Source organism: Gillisia sp. CAL575 (genome assembly GCF_000403785.1).
Classification (GTDB): domain Bacteria; phylum Bacteroidota; class Bacteroidia; order Flavobacteriales; family Flavobacteriaceae; genus Gillisia.
In genome coordinates this window covers 81,187-107,866 of sequence record NZ_APHJ01000019.1, presented here as the reverse complement: position 1 = coordinate 107,866, position 26,680 = coordinate 81,187, and the positions used below count along the sequence as shown (strand labels likewise).

23 protein-coding genes and 1 pseudogene are annotated in these 26,680 nt (G+C 34.8%); 13 read left to right on the top strand and 11 right to left on the bottom strand.

Annotated features, from left to right (window positions below; all coding sequences use genetic code 11):
• Positions 1-13 precede the first annotated feature (13 nt).
• Genes panC through I130_RS01755 form a run of 6 tightly spaced genes read left to right on the top strand, consistent with a single transcriptional unit; the run spans position 14 to position 5,962 of the window.
• Entirely contained in the window at positions 14-865 is an 852-nt protein-coding gene (gene panC, locus I130_RS01780) for a pantoate--beta-alanine ligase (protein ID WP_034918302.1), read from the top strand.
• Positions 866-874: 9 nt separating this feature from the next.
• Positions 875-1,225: an aspartate 1-decarboxylase gene (panD, locus tag I130_RS01775; RefSeq protein WP_034918297.1), complete on the top strand. Its 351-nt coding sequence runs from the start codon at positions 875-877 to the stop codon at positions 1,223-1,225.
• 3 nt (positions 1,226-1,228) lie between these two features.
• Entirely contained in the window at positions 1,229-2,194 is a 966-nt protein-coding gene (locus tag I130_RS01770) for a lysylphosphatidylglycerol synthase transmembrane domain-containing protein (RefSeq protein WP_034918294.1), read from the top strand.
• Between the two features lie 36 nt (positions 2,195-2,230).
• Positions 2,231-3,379, top strand: a complete 1,149-nt coding sequence (locus tag I130_RS01765) for an alpha/beta hydrolase (protein ID WP_034918287.1) — start codon at positions 2,231-2,233, stop codon at positions 3,377-3,379.
• Between the two features lie 41 nt (positions 3,380-3,420).
• A complete protein-coding gene (gene radA, locus I130_RS01760) occupies positions 3,421-4,785 on the top strand; it encodes a DNA repair protein RadA (RefSeq protein WP_034918284.1) in 1,365 nt (454 codons plus the stop codon).
• A 43-nt stretch (positions 4,786-4,828) separates the two neighbouring features.
• A complete protein-coding gene (locus I130_RS01755; protein ID WP_034918280.1) occupies positions 4,829-5,962 on the top strand; it encodes a M23 family metallopeptidase in 1,134 nt (377 codons plus the stop codon).
• Here I130_RS01755 and I130_RS01750 read toward each other — a convergent pair.
• The 5 genes from I130_RS01750 to I130_RS01730 all read right to left on the bottom strand — a co-directional run bounded on the left by I130_RS01750 (position 5,959) and on the right by I130_RS01730 (position 13,509).
• Positions 5,959-6,993, bottom strand: a complete 1,035-nt coding sequence (locus tag I130_RS01750) for an aldo/keto reductase (RefSeq protein ID WP_034918277.1) — start codon at positions 6,991-6,993, stop codon at positions 5,959-5,961. The two genes, I130_RS01755 and I130_RS01750, sit on opposite strands and share 4 nt — an antisense overlap.
• Before the next feature lie 41 nt (positions 6,994-7,034).
• Complete coding sequence (locus I130_RS01745) at positions 7,035-7,814, bottom strand: exodeoxyribonuclease III (protein WP_034918274.1); 780 nt, start codon at positions 7,812-7,814, stop codon at positions 7,035-7,037.
• 94 nt (positions 7,815-7,908) lie between these two features.
• Positions 7,909-10,899: a GEVED domain-containing protein gene (locus tag I130_RS01740; protein ID WP_034918271.1), complete on the bottom strand. Its 2,991-nt coding sequence runs from the start codon at positions 10,897-10,899 to the stop codon at positions 7,909-7,911.
• Between the two features lie 126 nt (positions 10,900-11,025).
• Entirely contained in the window at positions 11,026-12,564 is a 1,539-nt protein-coding gene (locus I130_RS01735; protein ID WP_034918268.1) for a glycine--tRNA ligase, read from the bottom strand.
• Positions 12,565-12,627: 63 nt separating this feature from the next.
• The gene (locus I130_RS01730; RefSeq protein WP_034918266.1) at positions 12,628-13,509 is read right to left on the bottom strand and encodes a hypothetical protein; all 882 of its coding nucleotides are present in this window, start codon (positions 13,507-13,509) and stop codon (positions 12,628-12,630) included.
• Between the two features lie 62 nt (positions 13,510-13,571).
• Here I130_RS01730 and I130_RS01725 point away from each other — a divergent pair, with 62 nt between their 5' ends.
• Both I130_RS01725 and I130_RS01720 read left to right on the top strand, forming a co-directional pair.
• Positions 13,572-14,252, top strand: a complete 681-nt coding sequence (locus tag I130_RS01725) for a ComF family protein (RefSeq protein ID WP_034918264.1) — start codon at positions 13,572-13,574, stop codon at positions 14,250-14,252.
• A gap of 45 nt (positions 14,253-14,297) precedes the next feature.
• Entirely contained in the window at positions 14,298-15,908 is a 1,611-nt protein-coding gene (locus I130_RS01720; protein WP_034918261.1) for an Ig-like domain-containing protein, read from the top strand.
• On the opposite strand, the gene I130_RS01715 is transcribed toward I130_RS01720, so the two are convergent.
• Positions 15,895-16,668 (bottom strand): amidohydrolase, encoded by a 774-nt coding sequence (locus I130_RS01715; RefSeq protein ID WP_034918258.1) that lies wholly within the window; start codon positions 16,666-16,668, stop codon positions 15,895-15,897. The genes I130_RS01720 and I130_RS01715 overlap by 14 nt on opposite strands.
• 104 nt (positions 16,669-16,772) lie before the next feature.
• On the opposite strand from I130_RS01715, the gene I130_RS01710 reads away from it, so the two are divergent.
• Positions 16,773-17,294: a DUF1440 domain-containing protein gene (locus tag I130_RS01710; protein ID WP_034918255.1), complete on the top strand. Its 522-nt coding sequence runs from the start codon at positions 16,773-16,775 to the stop codon at positions 17,292-17,294.
• 54 nt (positions 17,295-17,348) lie between these two features.
• Here I130_RS01710 and I130_RS01705 read toward each other — a convergent pair whose 3' ends face one another.
• The 4 genes and pseudogenes from I130_RS01705 to I130_RS01690 form a co-directional block, all read right to left on the bottom strand.
• The gene (locus I130_RS01705; protein ID WP_034918252.1) at positions 17,349-18,092 is read right to left on the bottom strand and encodes a succinate dehydrogenase/fumarate reductase iron-sulfur subunit; all 744 of its coding nucleotides are present in this window, start codon (positions 18,090-18,092) and stop codon (positions 17,349-17,351) included.
• A 27-nt stretch (positions 18,093-18,119) separates the two neighbouring features.
• A pseudogene (locus tag I130_RS01700) lies at positions 18,120-18,502 on the bottom strand (four helix bundle protein).
• 40 nt (positions 18,503-18,542) lie between these two features.
• Positions 18,543-20,546 carry a fumarate reductase/succinate dehydrogenase flavoprotein subunit gene (locus tag I130_RS01695; protein WP_034918249.1) on the bottom strand — a complete coding sequence of 668 codons (2,004 nt, stop codon included), beginning with the start codon at positions 20,544-20,546 and terminating at the stop codon, positions 18,543-18,545.
• 12 nt (positions 20,547-20,558) lie between these two features.
• Positions 20,559-21,221 (bottom strand): succinate dehydrogenase cytochrome b subunit, encoded by a 663-nt coding sequence (locus I130_RS01690; protein WP_034918244.1) that lies wholly within the window; start codon positions 21,219-21,221, stop codon positions 20,559-20,561.
• Between the two features lie 306 nt (positions 21,222-21,527).
• Between I130_RS01690 and I130_RS01685 the strand changes: the two genes are divergently transcribed.
• The 3 genes from I130_RS01685 to I130_RS01675 all read left to right on the top strand — a co-directional run bounded on the left by I130_RS01685 (position 21,528) and on the right by I130_RS01675 (position 24,156).
• Positions 21,528-22,445: a DnaJ C-terminal domain-containing protein gene (locus I130_RS01685; protein WP_034918239.1), complete on the top strand. Its 918-nt coding sequence runs from the start codon at positions 21,528-21,530 to the stop codon at positions 22,443-22,445.
• The gene (locus tag I130_RS01680; protein ID WP_051119580.1) at positions 22,442-22,732 is read left to right on the top strand and encodes a chaperone modulator CbpM; all 291 of its coding nucleotides are present in this window, start codon (positions 22,442-22,444) and stop codon (positions 22,730-22,732) included. The genes I130_RS01685 and I130_RS01680 overlap by 4 nt, the downstream gene beginning before the upstream one ends.
• 131 nt (positions 22,733-22,863) lie before the next feature.
• Positions 22,864-24,156 carry an aminopeptidase P family protein gene (locus I130_RS01675; protein ID WP_034918232.1) on the top strand — a complete coding sequence of 431 codons (1,293 nt, stop codon included), beginning with the start codon at positions 22,864-22,866 and terminating at the stop codon, positions 24,154-24,156.
• Between the two features lie 326 nt (positions 24,157-24,482).
• Here the strand turns inward: I130_RS01675 and brnQ are convergent, their stop codons facing one another.
• Positions 24,483-25,748, bottom strand: a complete 1,266-nt coding sequence (gene brnQ / locus I130_RS01670; protein WP_034918229.1) for a branched-chain amino acid transport system II carrier protein — start codon at positions 25,746-25,748, stop codon at positions 24,483-24,485.
• A 138-nt stretch (positions 25,749-25,886) separates the two neighbouring features.
• On the opposite strand from brnQ, the gene I130_RS01665 reads away from it, so the two are divergent.
• Complete coding sequence (locus tag I130_RS01665) at positions 25,887-26,657, top strand: alpha/beta hydrolase (protein ID WP_034918226.1); 771 nt, start codon at positions 25,887-25,889, stop codon at positions 26,655-26,657.
• Positions 26,658-26,680 lie beyond the last annotated feature (23 nt).

Genomic DNA, 26,680 nt, shown 5'->3' with positions numbered 1-26,680 from the left:
ATTTTATAAAAAAATGCAGATTATTAAAGAGAAAGCGGCCTTAAGAGAGGTTATTTCTAAATTAAAATCCGAAGATTCCCGTATAGGATTCGTGCCTACAATGGGCGCATTGCACAATGGGCACTTGTCTTTAGTTAGACAAGCTGCTACAGATTGCGACGTGGTAGTAGTGAGTATATTTATTAATCCAACCCAGTTTGATAACACTACAGATCTAGATAATTACCCTAGAACACTAGATTCTGACGTTAAAAAGTTGGAAGAATTAGATCTTAATCTTATCATTTTCACTCCAACGGCAATTGAACTTTACAATAAGCAGATTGTGTCCGAACATTTTCAATTTGACGGTTTGGAATATGAAATGGAGGGGAAATTTAGAAATGGACATTTTGACGGAGTTGGAACGGTAGTAAAAAAACTTTTTGAAATCGTACAACCAGACAAAGCTTTTTTTGGGGAAAAAGATTTCCAACAATTACAAATAATAAAAACGCTCGTAAAGCGCTACCAACTTGGAGTAGAAGTAATAGGCTGTCCAATTTATAGAGAAAACAACGGATTAGCAAGGAGTTCTAGAAATGAACGACTAACTCCAAAAATTCGTCTTGAAGCTTCTTTTATACACGAAACACTCTTGAAAGTTAAAGATAAATTTGGCACAGAAAGTGCAAATCAAATAGCAATATGGGTTGAAAATGAGTTTAAAGCTCACCCCTATTTTAAATTGGAATATTTTGAAATTGCAGATAGTGAAACTTTAAAGCCAATAACTACGGAAATTGGCGATAAAAAATTTCGTGCATTTATCGCGGTATATTCTGAAGACATTAGGCTTATAGATAATATAGCCTTAAACTATTAAAAAAATTATATGTTGATTCACGTAGTAAAATCTAAAATCCATCGCGTAAAATGTACCGGCGCAGATCTTAATTACATTGGAAGTATAACCATAGATCAAGATCTTATGGAAGCTGCCAACATTATTGAAGGCGAAAAAGTTCAAATTGTAAATAATAATAACGGAGAACGCATAGAAACTTACGCAATTCCTGGCCCAAGAAATTCCGGCGAGATCACTCTAAACGGAGCCGCTGCAAGAAGAGTTGCAAAAGGAGATATCCTTATTCTTATTACTTATGCCATAATGGAATTAGAAGAAGCAAAAACTTTTAAACCTGCTTTGGTTTTCCCAAATGAAGAAAGCAATCTATTAAATTAATTCTTGAAGAAAACCACAATTAAAATTCTAAAGATCATACTCCCGCTTTCGCTGGGAGTTTTTTTGATCTGGTTTTCAATTAGAAATTCTACACCTCTAGAAAGAGAGGAACTCTTGAATAACATTAGATCTGCAAATCCAATCTTTATTCTTATTTCTATAATTTGTGGACTTCTATCTCATCTTTCAAGAGCTTATAGATGGAAATTTCTTCTCGAACCTTTAGGCTATAAACCCAAATTTCCAAACAGTTTTATGGCTGTGATGGTAGCTTACCTTGCAAATTTCGGGATCCCAAGATCAGGAGAAGTACTTAGAGGTGTTACAATTTCCAGTTATGAAAATATTCCTTTTGAAAAAGCCTTTGGAACTATAATTTCTGAAAGAATTGCAGACTTTATTATGCTTTTACTTGTAGTTACAGCTGCGATGATTCTTCAAACAGAATATCTTTTATCTTATTTTGAAGATAACAATATCAATCCATTTTTAACTTTCGCAATCTTACTTGGGCTTATAGCTGTTGGCGTTTTAGTGTTGAAATTGATTAGAAATTCTAAAATTGGCATTTTCAAAAAAATAAAAAAATTCGCAAAAGGACTTTTAGAAGGAATGCGAAGTATATTAAAAATGAAGCAGAAAGGAGCTTTCCTTTTTCATACCTTTTTTATATGGATCATGTATATCTGCATGTTCTATTCATTAATATTTACAGTGCCAGAAACTGCGAATCTACCATTTGGAGTAGTATTATTGGCTTTTGTTGTAGGCTCCTTTGCAATTTCAGCCACCAATGGCGGGATCGGGGTTTACCCTATAGCTATAGGAGCAAGTCTTATGCTTTTTGGCATTAGCAAACAGGGAGGAGAAGCCTTTGGATGGATCACATGGGGAACACAAACTTTGCTCATCATTATTGTAGGAGGACTTTCATTTTTGTTTCTTCCCATTTATAATCGTAAAAAATAAAAATCCTATATTGGGCATGACAATTAAACTTAATATATGTATAAAAAACTACTTTTAATTTGTCTGTTTATTGCCCCTAACCTATTTACAGCACAAACCGTTTACAAATCTTTAAAGTCCTCAAAGCTAGGAGAAGAGAGAGAATTAAAAATTCAACTTCCTAGAAATTACGACAAAAATAAAGAGAAATCCTATCCTGTCCTCATCGTTTTAGATGGCGATTATTTGTTTGAACCTGTAGCAGGAAACGTAGATTTCTACTCCTACTGGGAAGATATTCCAGAGATGATCGTTGTAGGAATCAATCAAAGTAATTCTAGAGATTCAGATGCTTTTTATGACACAGAACGTTTTCTACCTTCAGAAACCGGGGCGAAATTCTTTGAATTTATAGGTATGGAATTAATGACCTATTTAGACTCTCAGTATCGCACAGCGCCTTTTAGAGTAATTATGGGACATGATTACACCTCAAATTTCATTAATTACTATCTGCTTAAAGAAAATCCGCTTTTTCAAGGTTATATTAATATTAGTCCAGATCTGGCACCGGAAATGGCAGACAGAGTTTCAGCGGCTTTAACCAAATCTGAAAGTAAAATTTGGTACTATCTAGCTACTGCTGAAGAAGATATTCCTTCTTTGAAAGAAGATATATTGAATTTTGATAATCAATTGAAAAATATAGAAAACAAAAATGTAAAATATAATTTCGATAATTTTCCAAAAGGATCTCACTATACTTTGGCCGGAAATGCCATTCCAAAAGCTATTGAGCAGATCTTCGAAGTTTATAGACCTATTTCCATTTTCGACTATAATCGAACATTATTACAAACATCGGTTTCTTCCTATGATTATTTAGTTGAAAAATATGAGAGTATTCAAACCTTATTTCATGTTAATAAGCAAATAAGATTGAATGATTTTATGGCAGTATATAATGCTATAGAAAAAACTGAAAAATGGGAAGAGCTTCATGATCTCTCTAAACTTGCAGATAAGCATTATCCAAAAACCATGCTTGGAACTTATTTTGAAGCTAGATTTGAAGAAGAAACAGGGAATCCTAAAAAAGCAATGCGTAATTACCAAAATGGCTATGGAAAAGAATCTATTTCTTTTTTAACAACAGATTTCATGCTTGAAAAAGCAGATAAAATCAAGAAGGATTTCGGATATTAACTGCTTATTAGAACAAATCAGGTTTTCATTTCAATTGTATTATGGCGAAGCTAAAAACCACATTTTATTGTCAGAATTGTGGCACACAACATTCCAAATGGCAGGGACAATGTTCTGCCTGTAAAGAGTGGAATACACTGGTAGAAGAAGTGATTCAAACTCCAGATAAAATAGATTGGAAATCACCTACCACTAGAGAGACAAAAAAGGTTTCTAAACCTCTCAAAATTGCTGAAATAGAAGTTTCTTCGGAAACAAGGTTAGACACCAATAACTCAGAGTTAAATAGAGTTCTCGGCGGAGGAATAGTGCCAGGATCACTTACGTTATTAGGAGGAGAGCCAGGAATTGGAAAGAGCACTTTATTGCTACAGATCTCTCTTCATTTAAGCCATAAAACCTTATATGTTTCCGGAGAGGAAAGTCAGCAACAAATTAAAATGCGGGCAGAACGCATAAATCCTAATCCTGCTAATTGTTATATTCTTACGGAAACCAAAACCCAGAATATATTTAAGCAGATTGAAGCTTTACAACCCGAAATTGTAATTGTAGATTCTATTCAAACTTTACATAGCGATTATATCGAAAGTTCCCCTGGCAGCATCTCCCAAGTTCGGGAATGTACAGCAGAATTAATAAAGTTTGCAAAAGAATCAGGAGTGCCTGTAATTTTGATTGGGCACATCACCAAGGAGGGAAGTATTGCAGGCCCAAAGGTCTTAGAACACATGGTAGATACCGTTTTACAGTTTGAAGGCGATAGAAACCATGTCTATAGAATTTTAAGAGCTAATAAAAATAGATTTGGATCTACTCATGAGTTGGGGATTTATGAAATGCTGGGGAGTGGATTGCGAGAAGTCTCCAATCCATCTGAAATATTGATTTCAAAAAATGATGAAGGCCTAAGCGGGACTGCAATTTCTGCAACCTTAGAAGGCATGAGGCCATTAATGATCGAAATTCAAGCTTTGGTAAGCTCTGCCGTTTATGGAACACCACAGCGCTCTACAACCGGCTACAATTCCAAACGATTAAACATGCTTCTGGCTGTGCTGGAAAAACGCGCGGGTTTTAGATTAGGAGCAAAAGATGTTTTTCTAAATGTTACCGGAGGGATTAGTGTAGACGATCCTGCGATAGATCTTGCCGTTATTGCGGCTATACTATCATCTAATGAAGATATTGCGATTCCTAAAGATATTTGTTTTGCTGCTGAAATTGGATTGGCAGGAGAAATAAGACCGGTACCAAGAGCAGAGCAGCGTATTATGGAAGCAGAGAAACTAGGTTTTTCTAGTATTATGATCTCTACACAAACTAAACTTCCTAAAGCCAACTATGCTATTACAATACAAAAAGTAGCGAAAATTGAAGATGTGGTTAGCTATCTATTTGAATAATCTGGCATAATTACTGCTTTTTACAGGTCCAAATATTGATATAATGAAGAGTAGAGTTTTATGGCTTTTATTACTAATTCTAATTTTAGAAGGCTGTTCTGAAATTAACAAAGCCAAAGATTTAATTAGCAATCCCTCTGCACGAGAAATATATCAAAGAGATTTAAAAATTAATGACCAGCTATTTGCAATCTGGGAGACAGAAAAAGAAAAGTCGCTACAAAATGACAGTATTTTTATTGAATTACCTTATCACGAATCTGGTAAGTTTTTCCCAAAAAGCTTTTCTGTTTATACTTATCTAATAGAACTTCATCGCGGAGACTTGCTTTCGGTAAATATTAAGCAAGATTCTACCTCATCCCTAACTTTTATTGACGTTTTCTCGATGGAGAATTCAACTTATAAAAAAATTAAAAGTTCAGATTTCAGAAAACCGGAACTGCAATTTGAAATTGAAAAAGACAATCTCTACAAAGTTGTTATTCAGCCTGAAATTGATGCCAGTTCATTTTTTAATATAGAAATACAAAGATCTCCAGTATATCTTTTTCCCGTTGCAGGTGGGAAAAACCGGGATGCCCAAAGCTTTTGGGGTGCTCAGCGAGATGGAGGCAAACGATCTCATGAAGGAATTGATATTTTCGCTAGTCGGGGGACACCTGTAATAGCAACTGTGGATGGAAGAATCACCTCTAGCGGAGAGAAAGGTTTGGGAGGAAAACAAGTTTGGCTACGAGATACAAAAAGAGGACAATCCTTATATTATGCACATTTAGATAGTGTAGCTCCTATCAAAAATTATCAGGTTAAAGCTGGAGACACCTTGGGTTTTGTGGGAAATACAGGAAATGCCAGAACTACTGCTCCCCATTTACATTTTGGTATTTATCGCAGATATGGAGGTGCAATTAATCCTTATTATTTTATTAAGCAGAATGAAAATAAGGAACCCATAGACAGCTCTTTTCTCCCGAAGAATCAGCTGGCAATAGTTAATAACCTTGCAAATCTACGCAACTCCAATTCAGTAAAAAATTCTCAAATAATTCAGAAACTTTCCACAGGAGACACCATCCATATTTTAGGAAAAACTCTTGATTGGTATCATATCAAAGCCTCAAGTTCTATGAATTCATCTTTTCTTCATTCTTCCCTAGCAAGCCCCCTAAATTAGGGAGCAGGATTAGGGATTTGTTCGTGTACCTCATTTATCTCCTCTATAATTTTATCTGAAAGTTCTAAATCTATACTTCCAATATTTTCTTTTAATTGATCTAGGGTTGTTGCGCCTATAATATTACTGGTTACAAAGGGTTGCATATTTACAAATGCCAATGCCATTTGCGCAGGTTTTAACTGATGATCTTTAGCAATGTTCACATACTTTTCAATAGCCTTTACGGCTTGAGCATTTCCATACCTATTGTATTGAGGAAAAAGAGTTAACCTCCCTTTTGCGTTTTTATCGTTTAAATATTTACCACTAAGAGAACCCATTCCTAATGGCGAATATGGAAACAAGCCCACCTCTTCTCTATGATAAATTTCAGTTAAACCTATTTCATCTTTTCTATTAATTAAACTATAGGGATTCTGAACTGTACTAATTTTCGGAGCTCCGTTTCTAGCCTCTTCCAAGCATCGCATTACTCCATATGGAGATTCATTAGAAAGTCCGATCTTTCTAATCTTACCTTCTTTAATAAATTCATTTAAATTGAAAAGGATCTCTTTAAAATTATCTTCCCATTCTTCAAATGGATCATTTATAAACCCTCTCTTTCCGAAGAAATTAGAATTTCTCTCTGGCCAGTGCAATTGATACAGATCTATATAATCTGTCTTTAATCGCTTTAAACTATTGGAAAGTGCATCATTCATAGCATCCTTAGAAAAACCTAAATTAGGCCTAATATGAGCCACGGCTTTTCCTGGACCAGCAATTTTGGTAGCTAATACTACTTTATCTCTATTACCCGATTTCTGAAACCAAGTTCCTATAATTTTTTCTGTACTTCCCTGAGTTTCTTTACTTGCTGGAGTGGAATACATCTCAGCGGTATCTATAAAATTCACTCCTTGCTCTAATGCATAATCCATCTGAGCATGCCCCTCTTCCTCTGTGTTCTGTTCACCCCACGTCATAGATCCCAAACAGATCTTACTTACTTTAATATCGGAATTTGGAAGATTTGTATATTTCATAATGAGAGTTTAAATTTTTTCTGAAGAAGATTTAATAATTTTTAATTAGTATAAGTAGAATCAATTTCAAGTAATACAGGGCAATGATCACTATGCATAGCATCCTGAAGGATCACAGCGCGCCTCAGCTTGGATTCCATTGGCTTAGAGATCAAATTATAATCTATACGCCAGCCTTTATTATTCGCTCGTGCGTTAGCTCTGTAGCTCCACCAAGAGTATTGATCTACAGCTTCTTTATTAAGATGACGAAAAGAGTCTATAAAGCCACTATTCATAAATCCATCTATCCACTCTCTTTCTATAGGAAGGAATCCTGATGTGTTTTTTAATCTTACAGGATCGTGTATATCTACCGCTTCATGACAAATATTATAATCACCACAAATAATTAAATTTGGGATTTGCATTTTTAAATTATCTATATATACTTGAAAACCGGCCATAAACTGAAGTTTAAACTCCAATCTATTAATATTAGTTCCTGAAGGAAGATATAGGCTCATTATTGAAAAACCATCAAAATCTGCTCTAATATTTCGACCCTCAAAATCCATAGAATCTATCCCTGTGCCATATTCAACATGTTTTGGCTCATGTTTGCTTAAAATAGCAACTCCGCTATATCCTTTTTTTTGGGCTGGGTACCAGTAATTATATTTATATCCGGCATCTTCAAAAACACTAAGATCTAATTGATCTGGAGAAGCTTTTATTTCTTGAAGACAAACAACATCGGGATCTGCTGCATTTAACCATTCTATAAATCCTTTTCTAAGGGCTGCTCTAATTCCGTTGACGTTATAAGATATTATTTTCATGAATTTTAAAATTTCTCAAAAAAAAGGAATAGCAAATACTCTCAAATTTTTTGAAGATAGAATTAATGTGATTTAATATGGAATAGTGAGGGAGTTATTTAACTAAGAACCTTTTTACAATTCCAACATCTCTGGTTCCAATTCTTAATAGATAAACTCCGGTTGCTGCGTAAGACATATCTATATCATATTCATATCCCTGTCCGCTCACATTTTTAACTTGATTTTCAAGCATTTTTTGTCCTAGTAAATTATGAACAGTAATACGCAAAGGTTGGTTAAATTGGGTTTCTAGAAATATATTATAAACACCATCCCTGCCATTTGGATTTGCGCTTTGTTCAATGATCTCAAGATTTGCTTCATTCAGAAGAAAATCATCAATATTTAAAGTTGAATCTACAATTCTAACACTATAATCATGTGTAGTTCCAAAATCCATAACGCTACAAGGATTATTTAAATCTCCTCCAAAAGAAGTGTCTCCTGCTCGAACCCTTAGTAAGTGCTGACCTAAAGCTGCATCTTTTGGTAATGTGAAATCAAAAGAAAATGCAGTATTGGCAGTTGGAATATTCTCGGCAGAAATTAAAATTTCAGAGTCATCAAACGCTCCATTATCGTTAAGATCTATCCACATAGAAAATTTTTCGTCTTGTGGATTATCAAAAAGGGTTTTAACAGTAACCGTAAATAAACCTTGAGAACGATCAAGATCGGTAGAAAATCCAATAAAATCTGCATATCCACTAGTACAAGGAATACGCTCGTTTAAAATATCTTCAAGCTGAAAATAACTAATTCCATCTCCAAAACTAGTACAGTCTGAGCCTACTGGAATACAATTTAAGTTAGCTACAGACTTTGTTTTAGAATTATTGGTATTATCCTGATCCTCTACTAAATTAGTTTCTGCATAAATTTTATATCTACCAGAATTAGAAAGATTTGCTTTTTGAGAAAAGGTATAAACCGCATTCTCTCCTACTGGAATTGTTCCTTGAAAAACTTCATTTATTTTTCTATTATTCTCAATTTTATAAGCAACAGGAATATTGGATTGTGGCTCTCCTCCAAAATTCTCGATGGTAACTGTTACATCTTCTGTAGAGGTTAAATTGAGTCCTGTTCTTGGAGAATCTATGGAGGTAATCCCTACATCTTTTGCAAATAAATTCTTAACCTCTATTGTAAGAGTATCGTTATTCTCGTTCTCATCTGTACCTAAATTGGTAGAAGCAACGAACGTATAGGATTGGCCAATAGTTCCAAGATTCGCATTTGTTGAAAACGTAAAATCAACAGAGCTTGTTCCAGGAACGGTACCTGTAAAAGTTTCAGTAATAACGGCTCCTCCATCTACAGAATAACTTACAGGAATATTAGTTTGAGAAGCGATTCCGAAATTTCGAATAGTCACAGTTACTACTTCAGATGAAGTTAAAGTTGAATTTGTAGGCGTCACCAACGCAACAATACCCACATCATTTGTAAAATCGGGAGCAAGCTTAAAAACGCCCACTCTATTCTTTCTATCTGAACTATCAAAATATTCTGCATTATGCCAAAAAGTTAGATCGTCTGCAGGATCTACTGTTAAATGAGCATAATCACCGTATCTTGAAGAAGGATCGGCGCTAACACCTTGTATTATAACTTCTTCCTTGACAGTCATCTGACCTTTAGGATCATTATTAAACCTTCCAGTATATCTTATCGATGGAAAAATTGGAGTTTCAGGACTGTCGTCTAATACCGTAAAGCCTAAACCAATATTCCCGTTTTTATCCATTCCAATACTTCCGGAGAATCTATCACTTTTATCTGGCGCATATGTTCCTTCCTGAAAAACTGACCATTGTCCCCCATCAGAAGGTTGTCTAAGCTCATACCAACGAATTCCGGCGTGCTCTGCCGCAGTAGCATCTACATCTACCACGAAATTCATTACTGCAGTGTTATATGTAGGAAAACGTCTATACTGAGTCATGTACATCATGGTGGCTTGTAAAACATCTACATCTGGAGTATCTCCTGGTTGAGCCAGATTTGAAAATGCACCCCCATCAAATGTTGCTATAAAAGGAGTAACTCCGTTATTAGTTCCTAATTCTTGAGATTCAGCAATAGTAGAATTTGCTGGTGAATTCCAATCTATATTGATATTCCATAATTTCAGATGATCTTCAGAAACACCAGCCCAGGCATCATCTTGTAAAAATACAATTGGAGAGTTTCCTCTTGGCGGTAGTTCTCCTCCCATGGCATGAAATCCCGCTGGACTGTAAAATCCATTTGTTCTAATACCAGGTAATGGAAATGAAATGACTTTAGCACTTTCCCCTGCTAACATTTTATCACGTTCAAAAACATAAACCACCTGACTTGTGCTTGCTGTATTTGAATTTTTATTTGTGGTAACATAATACCCATCGCTCCATACAGAAATTTTTGGATAATCTGGTAATGCTCCGTTTGTGGGGAATCTATAAGTATCCCAACCACCGTTCACAGGATCTGAAGTTTGTGAAACTGCAACTAAAAAACTTTCTGGTGTATCACTAAACTGAGTTATTAAAAAACGATCTGCAAATTCATCATAAAGTATAATTGGATCTCCTAAATTTTCGTTTGTAAATTCCCCTCCAATACTAGAAAGATCGGCGGGAGCAACAATTTGATTTCCTGATTTATCGAAAATAGAAAAAGCCGAATTATAGCCATTCACATAATGATTTGGACCGGCAGCCCCCGTAGGATCTGTAGGAGTAGACCTTGTGATGGCCGCATCAAAAGATAAAATTGGAGCTTTGGAAGGCAGTTTTCCCATTTTAGATTGAAGTGCTGCATCTTGGGATTTTGGAAAACCTTTACCGGGAACCACTTTATTAATCCCTCTATTCCTTGGATTCACTAACTTATATTCTGTAGAAGGCGCCTTCATTTTTCTTGTAGAAATAGCAGACACTGGAACTGCCATTGCAGAATCTATATAAACCGGCCCGGATGTTTCTCTTTTTTGCGCAGAAATCTGTAATGAAAAGAGAAAAATGAGTAAAATGAAATATCGTATAGTTTTAATCATATTAGCGTACAAGGAGAGCATCCTATTATTAAAACTTAAAAATAGGCATTTATAAAAAATAAAATAAATAAAAGCGGCAATTAATATATTAATTGCCGCTTTTATTTACAAAAAGGGAGCTTTAAATTAGTCCTTCATCCAGTGTTTAAAATCGATTTCTTGATTTATCAGTTTAGGCAACTCAGAGATCGCAACACGTTTCTGCTCCATTGTATCCCTATATCTAATAGTTACCGAATTATCCTCTAAAGAATCATGATCTACAGTTATACATAGCGGTGTTCCAGCAGCATCTTGTCTTCTATATCTTCTACCAATAGCATCTTTTTCGTCATACTGAACTTTAAAATCCCACTTAAGATCATCTATGATCTTTTGAGCTAACTCTGGCAATCCATCTTTCTTAACTAGCGGTAAAATAGCTGCTTTTGTTGGTGCCAAAATTGCCGGTAATTTTAATACCGTTCTAGAAGAACCATCTTCTAGTGTTTCTTCTTTTAAAGATGAAGAAAGAACTGCTAAGAACATTCTATCTAGACCTATAGATGTTTCTATCACATAAGGCACATAATTCTCATTCAATTCTGGATCAAAAAACCTAAGTTTTTTCCCTGAGAATTCTTCATGCGCTTTAAGGTCAAAATCTGTTCTAGAATGAATTCCTTCCAATTCTTTAAATCCAAATGGGAAATTAAATTCTATATCTGCTGCGGCATTTGCATAATGCGCTAATTTCTCGTGATCGTGAAATCTATAATTCTCTTCACCTAAATTAAGGGAATAATGCCACTTAATACGTTGCTCTTTCCAGTGCTCATACCATTTCATCTCATCTCCTGGACGCACAAAAAATTGCATTTCCATTTGTTCAAATTCTCGCATTCTAAAGATGAATTGTCTTGCTACTATTTCGTTTCTGAAAGCCTTCCCAATTTGAGCAATTCCAAATGGAATTTTCATTCTTCCTGTTTTCTGAACATTTGCAAAGTTCACAAAAATCCCTTGTGCAGTTTCTGGTCTCAAATAAAGATCGGTAGAAGTGTCTGCAGAAGCACCCATTTTAGTACCAAACATCAAATTGAACTGGCGAACTTCCGTCCAATTACGGGAACCTGTATCGGGATCGGCAATTTCTAATTCTTCAATTAATGCCTTTACATCTTCAAGATCTTCTTTAGTTAAAGAACTCGCCAATCGCTCTAAAATTCGTTTTCTGTCTGCTAAATATCCAAGCACTCGCGGGTTTGTAGAAACAAATTCTTCTTCATTAAACGCATCTCCAAATCGTTTCTTAGCCTTAGCTATCTCTTTTAATGCTTTGATGTTTAATTTTTCAGCATAATCTTCTACCAAAACATCTGCACGGTATCTTTTTTTGGAATCTTTATTATCTATTAAAGGATCTGTAAAAGCATCTACGTGACCAGAGGCTTTCCATGTTTTTGGGTGCATAAGAATAGAAGCATCTATCCCCACAATATTCTGATGCAATTGCACCATACTTTTCCACCAGTACTCTTTTATGTTCTTTTTTAATTCAGCTCCGTTCTGACCGTAGTCGTAAACAGCACTTAATCCATCGTATATTTCACTAGAAGCGAAAATATATCCATACTCTTTAGCATGGGAAACTACATTTTTAAATAAATCTTCTTGTTTTGCCATATCACAAAAATAAAAAAACCGCCCTGATAAATCTCAAGGCGGTTTGTGAAATTTGTTTTTTTATTAATTAAGGTTGAAAGTTGAAGTACCAATAAGTTGGGAACCTTCATAAACATAAACCTTATAAGCTCCGTCTACTAATTTATCTCCTTGAGTTTTTGAAAGGATACATACATCTAATTCTTCCTTTTCATAAAAAACCGTAGAAGTTGCACTGTACATCATAACCCCGCCTTCATGTTTCACGGCAATTTGATCTCCAACTAACTCGTTATCTGGATTGTAAACTTGCACATACATAGTTTTTTCTCCAGAAGGAGCAAGGTCATTAGAACTAATTGTAAAACACGTTCTTATTTGGTCTATTCTACGAGTTTTATCATTCTCAATCAATTTCCCGCTATTCCTCACTATAACCCCTTCTCCTTTTAGAGAGGTGATTTTTAACTGTGAAGCCTTATCTACCTTTGTAGAAAGACTCTGGTTATTCACTTGTAATGAATCTGCTAAACGTACTCGCTGAGCCAATACTGTATTTGTACTGTCTATGGTCAATGCCATCATTCGTGTTTGATTGCTTAAACTATCTACCACTCTAAATAATCTATCTTTTTCACTTTTTAATGCCCCGATCTCTCGTCTATATCTGGAGATCAACACAAGGTTTGCTTCAGAATCTTTAACAGAATCTAACAATCTAGAAATACGCTCTCTTGCATTTACCATATCCTGGTCCATCACTTCATTGGTTGCAATAGCTTCATCATACTTAACAATAAGATCATTCAACTCATCTTCAATAACAGTTTTTTCCTTTTGAAGTATAGCCTTGTTTTCTTTTTCTTCATTATAAAATTTAACCGTATAAATACCCAGCGCCACTAGGGCAACGGCCAAAATCCCTGTTAAAATCTTAAGGGCCGTATTACTTTTTGTTTCGGTCATCATAAATGTGATTTAGTTTGTAAATTAATGGTTTAATTAGCGAAATTACAATACATTAACTAATGTTTCAAGATTTAATCAATTTATTTTATCCTAATATTTGCCAAATATGCGATACTGAATTGCATAAAAATCAAAACGTTCTTTGCACAAGCTGTATAAATGAACTGCCCATCACTAATTTTCATTTGGATAACGAGAATCCTGTTAGAAAAGTATTCTATGGGCGAGTCCCTATTGAAAATGCTACGTCTCTTTTGGTTTTCAAAAAGAAAGGAAGTGTTCAGAAATTAATACATCGATTAAAATATAGAGGTCATCGAGAAATTGGATCTTATATAGGTGCCTGGATAGGAGCAGAACTTGCCAAAATAAATTCTTATAAGGACATAGATATTGTGATCCCAGTGCCGCTTCACAAAAAGAAACTTGAAGCAAGAGGATTTAATCAAGTAGAAGGATTTGGACAAGAGATCGCCAAAGCTCTAAATATTCTTTATATAGATGATGTTCTTTTGAAAACCTCTTTCTCTACAACCCAAACACTTAAAACAAGACTTGCAAGATGGGGAAATACTGAGGAGAGCTTTGTTTTATTTAATTCTGAAAAAATTAAAAACAAACATATCTTGCTGGTAGATGATCTTATTACTACGGGTGCTACTTTAGAAGCCTGTGCAGATGTTCTGCTTGAAGCCGAAAATGTAAAGATCAGCATTGTCACAATGGCTTTTACAGCATGACTAAAACAAAAAATAATTGTTTCTTTGCTTAAAATTTCGATTTAAATGAAAAAATATTTTTCAGGTTTATTGATCATGTTTCTTTCTCTAACATTTGTACAATGTGCAAAAAAAGGAAATCCCCAAGGTGGGGATTTGGACCTTGATCCTCCAAAATTCTTAAGAGCAACTCCTGAAAACTATTCAACACAATTCAATAAAGATGAGATCAGGATATATTTTGATGAATATATCAAATTGGACGATGCGCAAAAACAAATTATCATTTCGCCACCAATGGCCATTAAGCCTGAGATAACTCCTTTAGGTTCTCCAAGTAAATACATTAGAATAAAATTAAATGATACTTTAAGAAAAAACACAACTTATGCTATAAATTTCGGGAATAGTGTAGTTGATAATAACGAAGGAAATCCTCTTCCATATTTTAAATATGTTTTTTCTACAGGAGATTATATAGATTCTTTAACTGTGGTAGGAACGGTTTCTGATGCGCTACTTAAAGAGGCAGATCCATTTATTTCTATAATGTTGTACGATGCAGATAAAGCCTACAATGACTCGCTGGTGTTTACTACTCCACCAAGATACATTACTAATACCTTAGATAGCCTTAGAAGTTTTGAACTTAGCAATATTAAAGAAGGCAAATATCATTTAGTTGCAATTAGAGATCTAAATAACGACTATAAATATAATCCCGGAAAAGAGAAAATAGCATTTTTAAAAGAGACAATTACAGTACCTGCAGACACAACTTATAATTTACAATTATTTAAAGAAAATAATGCCTTTGAAGCAGGTCGACCAAAGCAGGTTGCGAAACAAAAAATATTGGTTGGATATAAAGGAAAAACAAACTTAGACAGTATTTCCATTGATCCTATTACAACAGTGCCATCAGATTTTGAATATCGCTTTACCAAAGTGATAGATAAAGATAGTTTATACTTATGGTACAAACCTTTAGTAGAAACAGATAGCTTAAGATTCAAATTTAATTCCCAAAAGGACACGACCAGTTTAATTGCACGAATTTCTGAAATGAAGAGTGATAGTTTAGTAATTAATACAGAACCTTCAGGAACTTTAGAATTTAATAAAAATTTCCTCATAAAAGCAAACACTCCTTTAACAGCTAAGGATGATAGCCTCATTAAGATCTTGAATAAAGATTCTCTTGAAGTTGCATTTACCTCGGAGTTAAAGAAATTGGAGAATTCTATTCATCTTGCATTCGAGAAGAATGAAAATGAAACGTACAAAATTCAATTACTCCCAGGAGCGATTACAGATTTTTTTAACGCCACAAATGATACCATCTATAGAACCTTAAAGACCAAAGCTTTATCTGATTATGGAAATGTGCGTTTGAACTTAAAGAATGTACAGAGTTATCCTATTATAGTTCAATTAACAGATGAAAAAGGAGTTATAAAAGAAGAGAAAAAATCTGAGGATCAAAGTAATATTACTTTTGAATTAATTCCTCCTGCCAAATATCTTATTAGAGTGATCTACGATACAAATGCGAATGGACAATGGGATACTGGTAATTTTTTACTGAAAACCAATCCGGAAGAGATCATTTATTTTCCTGAACTTTTAGAGGTAAGACCAAACTGGGACATTAACCAGAGCTTTATTTTAAAGTAAATTTATCACGATCCTGAAGAAATTTAAGTTTGTTTCTTGTCTCTTGCAGTGAATGTTTTTCTAAGGTTACTATTTCAGTAAATTCACCTTCCTCCAATTTACACAATGGAGCACCTAAAGCATCGTAAATAGCAGAATGTCCAATATATTCATACTTATTTCCATCAAGTCCTGTTCTATTAACTCCAACACAATAAGCCACATTTTCTATAGCCCTTGCTTGCAACAACACATCCCAAGCAAGAATCCTTGTTTTTGGCCAATTGGCAACAAAGATTAATAGATCGTAGTCTACCGTATTTCTAGCCCACACAGGAAATCGAAGATCATAACATATTAATGGGCAAATTTTCCATCCCTTAAACTCTATCAACAATCGATCTTTACCAGCGCTATAAGTTTCATCCTCCTTTGCTAATGTAAAGGTGTGACGTTTATCATAGTGTTTATAAGTTCCATCTGGAAATACGAAATAGAGTCGGTTATAAAACTCATCATTATCCTTGGTAATAACACTTCCTGTAAGAGCAGCATTTTTTTCCTTAGCCATGCGCTTCATCCATTTTAGAGTAATACCATTTGAAGATTCAGCCAGTTTTACAGCATTCATAGTGAAGCCAGTACTAAACATTTCTGGCAGTATAAATAGATCAACTTCAGCAGTTACCTCTAAAATCTTTCCTTCAAATTGCTTCAGATTATTATTGATATTTTCCCAGACAAGATCTGCCTGAATAAGCGCTATTTTTAATTTTTCCATGTCTAGTAAAATTATAAAAAATAAATTGACCGTTATTAAATACGTGTTAAAAGGTTGGCGGAAAAAGAGAATATAAATAGCTTTATCTTAAAATTGAAACACTTATGAATCTAGATGCTTTTTTACAAAAGGACACTTATTTATCTAATACTTCCAGAGGGCTAATTTCTGGATTTGTTGGTGGTTTAGCCGGAACAGCTGTTAAAACTTTGATTGAGGAATTCTTACCGGTTAGAAAGATAGAGCAGAAATCTGCACAATTAAAGATTGTGGACGATCTCTCAACAAAGATTACAGGAACACCTATTAGTGTTGAAAATGAAGCTTTAGCAGCTCAATTAGTGAATTTTCCTTTTGGAGCGAGTATAGGTGCCGCTTATGGATATGGTAAAAAAGACAAAGATGTTATGAATATTGCAGATGGAGTGATATTTGGCGCTACTACTTGGGTTTCAACCCATGAAACTTCGTTACCGCTTATGGGATTAGAGTCTAAACCAACAGACATTCCAATTAAAATGCAGGCAAATGAACTTATTGCACATGTAGCCTTCGGAATAACAACGGAGTTTGTAAGAAGCTTTATTAATGAACGAATGAAACGATCCCAACGAAATAGGAATTAAATAAAAAATCCCGAAGCTAAACTTCGGGATTTTTTTATAACTGTTTTTAAAAACTTACTTTACGCTAGCTTTCAAATATTCTCTATTCATTCTTGCTATGTTCTCCAGTGAAATTCCCTTAGGACATTCAATCTCACATGCCCCAGTATTCGTACAGTTTCCAAAACCTTCTTGATCCATTTGCTCTACCATTGCTAAAACACGTCTGTCTGCTTCTACTTCTCCTTGCGGTAATAATGCAAACTGACTAACTTTTGCAGAAGTGAATAACATAGCACTTGCATTTTTACAAGCAGCTACACAAGCTCCACATCCAATACAAGTTGCAGCATTAAAAGAGTCATCTGCTTTCTCCTTTTCAATAGGAATTGTATTCGCATCTATAGTGTTTCCAGAGGTGTTTACAGAAATATACCCATAAGCCTGCTGAATTCTATCGAAGGCAGTTCGGTCTACAATAAGGTCTTTTATAACAGGAAATGCTTTTGCTCTAAAAGGTTCGATAACAATAGTATCTCCATCTTTAAAGGTACGCATGTGCAATTGACATGTAGTAATTAACTTATCTGGACCATGTGGTTCTCCGTTAATTTGTAATGAACATGAACCACAAATTCCCTCACGACAATCGTGATCAAATTCTACTGGCTGCTCACCTTTATTTACCAACTCCTCGTTAAGTACATCTAACATTTCAAGAAAAGACATATCACCGTCTATTCCGTCAATGGTATAATCTACCATTTTACCTTTAGCTGTGGCATTTTCTTGACGCCATATTTTTAATGTAAGCTTCATTACCTTATAATGTTAATTGATTAAAAGTTAAATGTTATTGGTTTGATTTGCATTTATTAAATACTTTATATACTCATTCAAAATTGCAATACATTCAACAACCTTTATCTTCAATTTTTTGTAATACTCTTCTTCTATATAACCTTCGTCTAGTGCCGTTATTAATTGATCTGACAACTCATATAAGGACCCTCTAGAATTCTGCAAAACTGTGCGTTCTCTTTATAATGAAATCTCCCATACCCTTCAGCATTATTATGCGTAACAGATCTTGAAGCTCTTCTCATTTGAGAAACTAATTCAAATTTTTCATAGCTTGGAAATTGTAAAATTAAAGTTGAAATCTCTTGTCTTAATTCTCTTCCCGTTTTCCAACAATTGAGATCTTCAAAAGATTTTATCTTATCCATTTCAATTTCCCACTAACTATTAACCATTAATTTTTAATACCTATTTATAACTTCTTGTTTTCAACTCAATGTTTTCGAATATCAATTCTTCCTTATGTAGAATTGCATCACTTGGTTTCCCAGTGTACTCCCAAGCTGCTGCGTACTTAAAGTTTTCGTCATCTCTAAGCGCTTCCCCGTCTGGAGTCTGATACTCTTCTCTAAAATGCCCACCACAAGATTCTTCTCTATGTAATGCATCTTTTGCAAAAAGCTCTCCTAATTCAAGGAAATCTGCAACTCTTCCTGCTTTTTCTAATTCAGCATTCTTAGTATCTGCAGTTCCAGGAACCTTTACATTCTTCCAGAAATCCTCACGCAATTCAGCTATTTCATTAATAGCCTCTTTAAGCTCTACAGCATTTCTAGACATTCCACATTTGTTCCACATAATTTTACCTAATTTCTTATGGTAAAAATCTACAGAATGTTGTCCACCAGCATTCATTAATTTATTTATTCTATCTGTAACCTCTTTTTCTGCAGAATCAAATTCTGAAGTATCAGTTGGGATCTTTCCAGTTCTAATATCTTTAGATAGGTAATCTCCAATAGTATAAGGCAACACGAAATATCCATCTGCTAAACCTTGCATTAAGGCTGAAGCCCCTAGTCTGTTTGCGCCGTGATCAGAGAAGTTCGCCTCTCCTGCGGCATAACACCCAGGAATGGTAGTTTGCAAGTTATAGTCTACCCAAAGTCCACCCATAGTATAGTGAACCGCAGGATAAATCATCATTGGAGTTTTATATGGGTTCTGATCTACGATCTTCTCGTACATCTGGAACAGGTTTCCGTATTTAGACTCAACAACGTCCTTTCCTAATTTATATACTTCCTCTTTTGAAGGGTTTTTATGACCAGAAGTAAATGCTTTCTCTTTTCCGTAGCGCTCTATTGCACTAGCAAAATCCAAGTAAACAGCTTCTCCTGTTTTATTTACTCCAAAACCTGCATCACAACGTTCTTTTGCAGCCCTAGAAGCTACATCACGTGGTACTAAGTTTCCAAAAGCAGGATATCTTCTCTCTAAGTAATAATCTCTATCTTCTTCAGCAAGATCTGTTGGCTTTTTCTTACCAGCACGAATTGCTTCTGCATCTTCTAATTTCTTCGGAACCCAAATTCTACCGTCATTTCGAAGAGACTCAGACATCAAAGTCAATTTGGACTGATGATCTCCTGAAACTGGAATACAAGTTGGGTGAATTTGTGTGTAACATGGATTTGCGAAATATGCTCCTCTACGGTGCGCTCTCCAGGCAGCCATTACGTTACTTCCCATTGCATTGGTAGATAAGAAAAATACATTTCCATATCCTCCTGAAGCTAAAACTACTGCGTGAGCAGAATGACGCTCGATTGCTCCGGTTACCATATCTCTAGCAATAATTCCTCGGGCCTTTCCACCAACAAGAACTACATCCATCATCTCATGACGGTTAAAAGCCTGAATTTTACCACGGTTTATCTGGCGGTTCATTGCCGAATAAGCACCTAACAATAATTGTTGTCCCGTTTGACCTTTTGCATAAAAAGTACGTGAAACCAATACCCCTCCAAAAGAACGGTTATCTAACATTCCACCATATTCTCTTGCAAATGGTACTCCTTGAGCAACACATTGATCTATAATATTTCCAGAAACTTCCGCAAGTCGGTAAACATTTCCTTCTCTAGACCTGTAATCTCCACCTTTTATAGTATCGTAAAACAATCTATAACTAGAATCTCCATCTCCCTGATAATTCTTAGCTGCATTAATTCCTCCTTGCGCTGCAATAGAGTGTGCTCGTCTTGGAGAATCCTGATAGCAAAATGTTTTTACGTTATATCCCAGTTCTGCTAATGTTGCCGCAGCACTTCCTCCTGCTAAACCTGTTCCAATTACAATAACATCAATGTTACGTTTATTGGCAGGGTTAACTAAGTTAATATCATTCTTATAGTTGCTCCACTTATCTTCTAGTGGTCCTTTCGGTATCTTTGAATCTAAAATTGACATAAATCTTACCTTTTAAAGGTTATTAAAATAATGAAACAGCGCTATAAAGATAAATCCTAATGGAATGATGATAGCGTATCCAACAGTGAATTTTCTTATTCCTTCAGAATATTTATTTCTTATTCCCATAGATTGAAAAGAAGAAGAAAAGCCGTGTAGTAAGTGTAGCATTAAAAACACAAATGAAACTACATATAAACCAGTTCTCACAGGGCTTACAAATTTTGCTACTAACTCTCCGTAATACCTTGTGGCATCTGCCGGATGAGACTCTATATATTTATGCACTAATTCCGGAACCCAAAAATCGTAAAAGTGAAGTCCTAAAAAGGCCAACACAACTGCTCCAGAATAGATCATATTTCTTGACATCCAACTAGAATTTGCACTTCCGTTATATTTTACATAACTCTTAACTCTTGCATTTCTGTTCTGAATTTCTAATACAAAACCCATAATAAAATGAAATATCACACCCAAAATAAGTATGGGCTGTAAAATTGCCTGTACTAAGAAATTAGTCCCCATAAAGTGAGAGATCTCATTAAAAGTATCGGGGCTTATTACCGAAGTTAAATTAATAGTAAAGTGTTGAGCTAAAAATAGGACTAAGAAAAGTCCCGATAAGGCCATAGCAAACTTTTTTGCTACTGAAGATTTAAGTAATCCACCCATTGGTTTGATTATTTTTGTGAAATTTTAAGAGCAAAAATACATCTGAAAATAGTTACACACAAACTTTAAGGTGTATTTCAATGCCAATTTAGAACTAAACCAAAGTACTTTAGTATTTGTTGAACCATCTGTAACAAACACTTGCGTTAATATTCTAAATCTAAGTCTAAATACGCGATCCCACTTTTCGAAATTCAGAATATTTTAAAGCACTTTCGGCTTTTTAGATAAACTTAACTGATTGTATGTTTCATTTTTAGTAATTTCAGTATCTCATAATACAACACGATACTTACTACTATTTCAATGGAATTTATAGACTATTACAAAACATTAGAATTAGACAAATCTGCAACCAAAGCAGATGTCAAAAAAGCATATAGAAGACTTGCACGAAAATATCACCCAGACTTAAACCCAGATGATGAAAGTTCCAAAAGACGTTTTCAGCAGATCAATGAGGCTAATGAAGTTTTAAGCGATCCTGAAAAGCGAAAGAAATTTGACGAATATGGGAAAGATTGGCAGCATGCAGATCAATTTGAGCAACAAAAAAGACAGAGAGGCCAACAAAGAGGCGGTCCAAGTGGATTTGGCGGCGGACAAGGACAATCCTATTCTGGTAGTTTTGATGATGATAATTTCTCAGATTTCTTTGAAACAATGTTTGGAGGTGGCGCAAGGTCTCGAGGAACAGGAAGATCCCCACAGTTTAAAGGTCAGGATTTTAATGCAGAGCTTCAGTTAAATCTAACCGACGTTTATTCCAGCCATAAACAAACTCTTACCGTAAATGGAAAAAGCCTAAGGCTTACAATTCCCGCAGGAGTAGAAAATGAACAAACTATCAAGATTTCAGGACATGGTGGTCCAGGAGCACAAGGCGGACCAAAAGGTGATCTTTTTATCACATTTAAAATATTGAACAACACCAAATTCAAAAGAGAAAAAGAGAATTTATATAGCAATATAGATCTGGATTTTTACACGGCGCTACTTGGAGGAGAAATTACCATAGACACCTATAACGGGAAAGTTAAACTACCTATTAAACCGGAAACACAAAATGGCACGCGCGTGAAACTGAAAGGCAAGGGTTTTACTAAATATAAAAAGGAAAGTGATTATGGAGATTTGTTTATTACATATAACATTAAAGTTCCAACAGATCTTTCATCAAAAGAAAAGGAACTGTACACCGAATTACAAAAATTACGATCATGAACTTAGAGGAATTAATTGCAACCGAAGAACTTTGTGAACGCTATAGCGTAGAACACACTTTTATAAGATCTTTAAATAATAGTGGTCTAATAGAAGTGATTACGGTGGAAAAAAGAGAATATGTGCACTGTGATAACATGGCAAACTTCGAAAAACTGTTGCGCTTACATTTTGATCTAGATATTAATTTAGAAGGTTTAGAAGCCATCAAACATTTACTAGATAGGCAAAACAAATTGAAGGAGGAAAATTTAGCCCTAAGAAATAGGTTAGGTCTTTATGAATAAGCGAAATGTTAAAGAAATGCCAAGTCTTTTACGCTTAGTTTAACAGCATTTGAACTTATCTTTTTTAAATTTGAATTTTTAAGTGCAGACGGGAAATCTTTTCTTGCTTCAGCTAAATCTAAATACATTTTATGAAATACGATTTAATAGACAATTCACTTTATACTAAGAACCGCAAAAACTTCATATCTAAAATGAAGCCTAATAGCTTGGCGGTTTTTAACTCTAACGATATTTACCCGATTAGTGCAGATAGCACGATGCCGTTTCAGCAAGCTCGTGATATTTTCTACTTAAGTGGTGTAGACCAAGATAAAAGTATTTTGGTTTTATTTCCTGATGCTCCAAATAAAAAGCATAGAGAGATTCTTTTTCTAACTGAAACCAATGATCATATTGCTGTTTGGGAGGGTGAAAAGTTGACAAAGGAGAAAGCTTTTGAAACCAGTGGTATCAAAACTGTGTATTGGTTGAAAGAATTCGAAAAAGTGTTTTTCGAGATCATGACGCAATCTGAAACCATCTATTTTAACACCAATGAGCACTATCGTGCAAATGTGGAAACTCAAACCAGAGAAGCAAGATTTATTGAATGGTGTAAACAAAAATATCCTGCACATCAAGTAGCTAAGAGTAATCCAATCCTTCAAAGATTAAGATCTGTAAAAGACCCAATAGAATTGGAACAAATGCAGAAAGCTTGTGATATTACTGAAAAAGGTTTTCGCAGAACTTTAGGCTTTGTAAAACCAGGGGTTTGGGAATATCAAATTGAGGCAGAAATGATGCACGAATTCTTGTACAATCGATCTCAAGGATTTGCATATACTCCAATTATTGCCAGTGGAAATAACGCAAATGTGCTACATTATGTAGAGAACAATCAGCAATGTAAAGCGGGAGATCTTATATTATTGGACACAGGAGCAGAATATGCAAATTACTCCAGTGATATGTCTAGAACAATTCCTGTTTCAGGAAAGTTCTCTGCCAGACAAAAAGATGTTTACAATGCAGTGAATAGAGTAAAAAACGACGCTCAAAAAATGTTGGTTCCAGGAACTATTTGGGCAGATTATCATGTTGAAGTTGGAAAACTTATGACCTCAGAATTATTAGGTCTTGGATTATTAGACAAAGCCGATGTGAAAAATGAAGATCCAGAATGGCCAGCATATAAGAAATATTTCATGCACGGGACCTCTCACCATATTGGTTTAGATACTCATGATTATGGTATTTTAACTGAGCCAATGCAAGCAAACCAGGTGTTTACGGTGGAGCCAGGGATTTATATTCCTGCGGAAGGATTTGGAATTAGATTGGAAGATGATCTTGTAATACAAGAAAAAGGAGAACCGTTCAATTTAATGCGAAATATCCCTATTGAAGCTGATGAGATCGAAGATCTTATGAACTCATAAAGTTTTTAAATACTGAATTATCAGATTAAGCCTGTTGAAATTATTTTCAACAGGCTTTTTTTATACAGAATCCCTTTGATTGAGATTTCTCCTGAAAGTTTTCTAAATTGGAATGACAAAAACACGAAATTGTCAGGTTGAGCCTGTCGAAGCCTAGTTTTAGAATAGTAGGTTTTAGCAGGGTTGTTTTTTTTAAAAATCTTATTCAGAGTTATCAGAGACCCTTCGACTCCGCTCAGGTTGACAAATCACATAATTTCAATTGCTCAATTATATTTATCCAATCACATCGAGCGGAGTCGAGATGTCTTCGCAAAGTTTAAAGTTTACTCAGTTTGAGGTGAACGATTCGAAATACTATGCTCATAAAAATAAGTTCCAAAAAATGCAATAGATGCCGGGATTACCCAGCCAAATCCAAATTCAGATAAAGGAATATATAATTGGATGTTCGAGAACAATTCTTCAGACACTACATATTTCAGTGCATCTGGAAGGCTAAAAAGTGTTGTTGCAATTACTGTCATCATCATTATTGATCTAGTTCTAAAATTGGCCGGCATTACATTCAACAAAATTAAAACTATAGTTAAAGGATAAACCAATAATAATACTGGCAGCGCAATTTCAATAATAGCATTTACAGATAGTGCTCCAATAATAACTCCTAGAAAACAAGCCAAGAAAACGGTGATAGAATAAACATGCGGGCGCTTGATTTGTTCAGACATAAAATCGGCAGTTCCTGTTACAATTCCCACTGCTGTAGTAAAACAAGCTAAGGCAACTAAAATTGCAAGACAAATTTGAGCAAAACTACCTAGGTTTAAGAGGCTAATTCCAGACAGTAATTCGGTACGTGTTACATCCTGAGGAAATTCTGAATTTACCATTGCCCCGTTATATATGAGTCCGCCATACACCAACAATAATCCTAATCCAGACAATATTGCCGCGGTGGTAATTAGTTGGCGGATCTCTACAGGAGAATTATACCCTTCCAGTTTTACTGAGATGATTATAACTCCTCCCACCACCAGGGCCGCAATTGCGTCGAAAGTTTGATATCCTTCAAAGAAGCCACTAAGTATCGGAAGTTCTGCTAAATCGGTTCCCATGGGCTCATATTCAGTAAAAAACCCTGAAAAAATAATTGCCAATAACAAGAGTAAAATAGCAGGCGTCAAGAACTTTCCAATGTTATTTATAACCGTGGATCGTTTAATTACAAATACAAAAACCAATAAGAAATAAATAATACTTGTAGTAAGTGGAGAGATATCGAAGAAAGGTGCTATAGCAATCTCATGTGTGACTGCTGCAGTTCTGGGACTAGGCAAAGCAATAACTATTACATAGATAAGTAAACAGAAGATCAAACTAAAGATGGGAGAGATCTTTTCAGCAAAATTGAACATATTCCCCTGTAATCTAGCGTGCGCAAAAATGCCCAATAATGGCAGTCCTACGGCAGATATAACAAATCCTAAAGCTACGAGATACCATTGGGAACCGTTTAAAAAACCTAAAAAAGGAGGTAAAATTAAATTACCTGCCCCAAAGAATAATGCAAATAGCGCAAAGCCAACTATTAAACCTTCTTTATTGAATTTAAACTATTTTTTATGGGATTATCTAATTGAATTTATCTGTGAATCTCCTATTTGATTTTATAATTAGAAGAGGCGAGTTTAATATTGCCAATTAAATTATTATAATATATTGTAGAAATGATACAAATATATAAAAATACCCCGCTCTTTTACAGTTCTAAGGGAACAGGAAATCCCTTAGTTCTCTTACACGGATTTTTAGAGAGTAGTTCTATTTGGCATCCCTTTATTGAGAAACTTTCGGAAAAGCGACAGGTGATCACAATAGACCTTCCCGGACATGGAAAATCCGGAAATTTTAAGGAGACCCATAGCATGGAATTAATGGCTGAGGTTGTATTATATATTTTGCAGAAACTTGAAGTAAAGGAAGTTACTTTTATTGGCCATTCTATGGGTGGATATGTAAGTTTGGCTTTCTGCAAAAAATTCCCTATACTAACCAAAGGACTTGTGCTTCTGAATTCTACACCAGAATCAGATAATGAAGAACGCAGAAAAAATAGAGATCGAGCTATTAAGATTATTAGAAAGAGCAAAAATTCTTATATAAGTATGGCAATCTCGAATTTACTGAGTGTTAAAAACAGGGAATTATTTCCTGAGCAGCTGGAAAAACTAAAAAAAGAAGCTTTAAATTTTTCCGAAGAAGGAATTATAGCAGCTTTAAAAGGTATGAAAATTCGTACAGACGAAACTTCAACATTAGCTTTGTATAATGGCACAAAATATATGATTGCTGGAGTTAATGATCCCATACTTAAATTTAGTGATGCTGAAATAGTTGCGAATAAGACAAATTGTATTTTTTTACCCCTGTCTGGCGGGCATTTATCCTTTATAGAAAATAAAAATGAAATAGAAAAAATTATGCACTTTATCGATTAATTAACGTATTACGTCGGTTAATT

What these genes read in the sequence shown, in the direction of transcription:
- panC (WP_034918302.1), top strand. Translation starts at nt 14, where the DNA reads ATGCAGATTATTAAAGAGAAAGCGGCCTTAAGAGAGGTTATTTCTAAA.
- panD (WP_034918297.1), top strand. Translation starts at nt 875, where the DNA reads ATGTTGATTCACGTAGTAAAATCTAAAATCCATCGCGTAAAATGTACC.
- I130_RS01765 (WP_034918287.1), top strand. Translation starts at nt 2,231, where the DNA reads ATGTATAAAAAACTACTTTTAATTTGTCTGTTTATTGCCCCTAACCTA.
- radA (WP_034918284.1), top strand. Translation starts at nt 3,421, where the DNA reads ATGGCGAAGCTAAAAACCACATTTTATTGTCAGAATTGTGGCACACAA.
- I130_RS01755 (WP_034918280.1), top strand. Translation starts at nt 4,829, where the DNA reads ATGAAGAGTAGAGTTTTATGGCTTTTATTACTAATTCTAATTTTAGAA.
- I130_RS01750 (WP_034918277.1), bottom strand. Translation starts at nt 6,993, where the DNA reads ATGAAATATACAAATCTTCCAAATTCCGATATTAAAGTAAGTAAGATC.
- I130_RS01745 (WP_034918274.1), bottom strand. Translation starts at nt 7,814, where the DNA reads ATGAAAATAATATCTTATAACGTCAACGGAATTAGAGCAGCCCTTAGA.
- I130_RS01740 (WP_034918271.1), bottom strand. Translation starts at nt 10,899, where the DNA reads ATGATTAAAACTATACGATATTTCATTTTACTCATTTTTCTCTTTTCA.
- I130_RS01735 (WP_034918268.1), bottom strand. Translation starts at nt 12,564, where the DNA reads ATGGCAAAACAAGAAGATTTATTTAAAAATGTAGTTTCCCATGCTAAA.
- I130_RS01730 (WP_034918266.1), bottom strand. Translation starts at nt 13,509, where the DNA reads ATGACCGAAACAAAAAGTAATACGGCCCTTAAGATTTTAACAGGGATT.
- I130_RS01725 (WP_034918264.1), top strand. Translation starts at nt 13,572, where the DNA reads ATGTTTCAAGATTTAATCAATTTATTTTATCCTAATATTTGCCAAATA.
- I130_RS01720 (WP_034918261.1), top strand. Translation starts at nt 14,298, where the DNA reads ATGAAAAAATATTTTTCAGGTTTATTGATCATGTTTCTTTCTCTAACA.
- I130_RS01715 (WP_034918258.1), bottom strand. Translation starts at nt 16,668, where the DNA reads ATGGAAAAATTAAAAATAGCGCTTATTCAGGCAGATCTTGTCTGGGAA.
- I130_RS01710 (WP_034918255.1), top strand. Translation starts at nt 16,773, where the DNA reads ATGAATCTAGATGCTTTTTTACAAAAGGACACTTATTTATCTAATACT.
- I130_RS01705 (WP_034918252.1), bottom strand. Translation starts at nt 18,092, where the DNA reads ATGAAGCTTACATTAAAAATATGGCGTCAAGAAAATGCCACAGCTAAA.
- I130_RS01695 (WP_034918249.1), bottom strand. Translation starts at nt 20,546, where the DNA reads ATGTCAATTTTAGATTCAAAGATACCGAAAGGACCACTAGAAGATAAG.
- I130_RS01690 (WP_034918244.1), bottom strand. Translation starts at nt 21,221, where the DNA reads ATGGGTGGATTACTTAAATCTTCAGTAGCAAAAAAGTTTGCTATGGCC.
- I130_RS01685 (WP_034918239.1), top strand. Translation starts at nt 21,528, where the DNA reads ATGGAATTTATAGACTATTACAAAACATTAGAATTAGACAAATCTGCA.
- I130_RS01680 (WP_051119580.1), top strand. Translation starts at nt 22,442, where the DNA reads ATGAACTTAGAGGAATTAATTGCAACCGAAGAACTTTGTGAACGCTAT.
- I130_RS01675 (WP_034918232.1), top strand. Translation starts at nt 22,864, where the DNA reads ATGAAATACGATTTAATAGACAATTCACTTTATACTAAGAACCGCAAA.
- I130_RS01665 (WP_034918226.1), top strand. Translation starts at nt 25,887, where the DNA reads ATGATACAAATATATAAAAATACCCCGCTCTTTTACAGTTCTAAGGGA.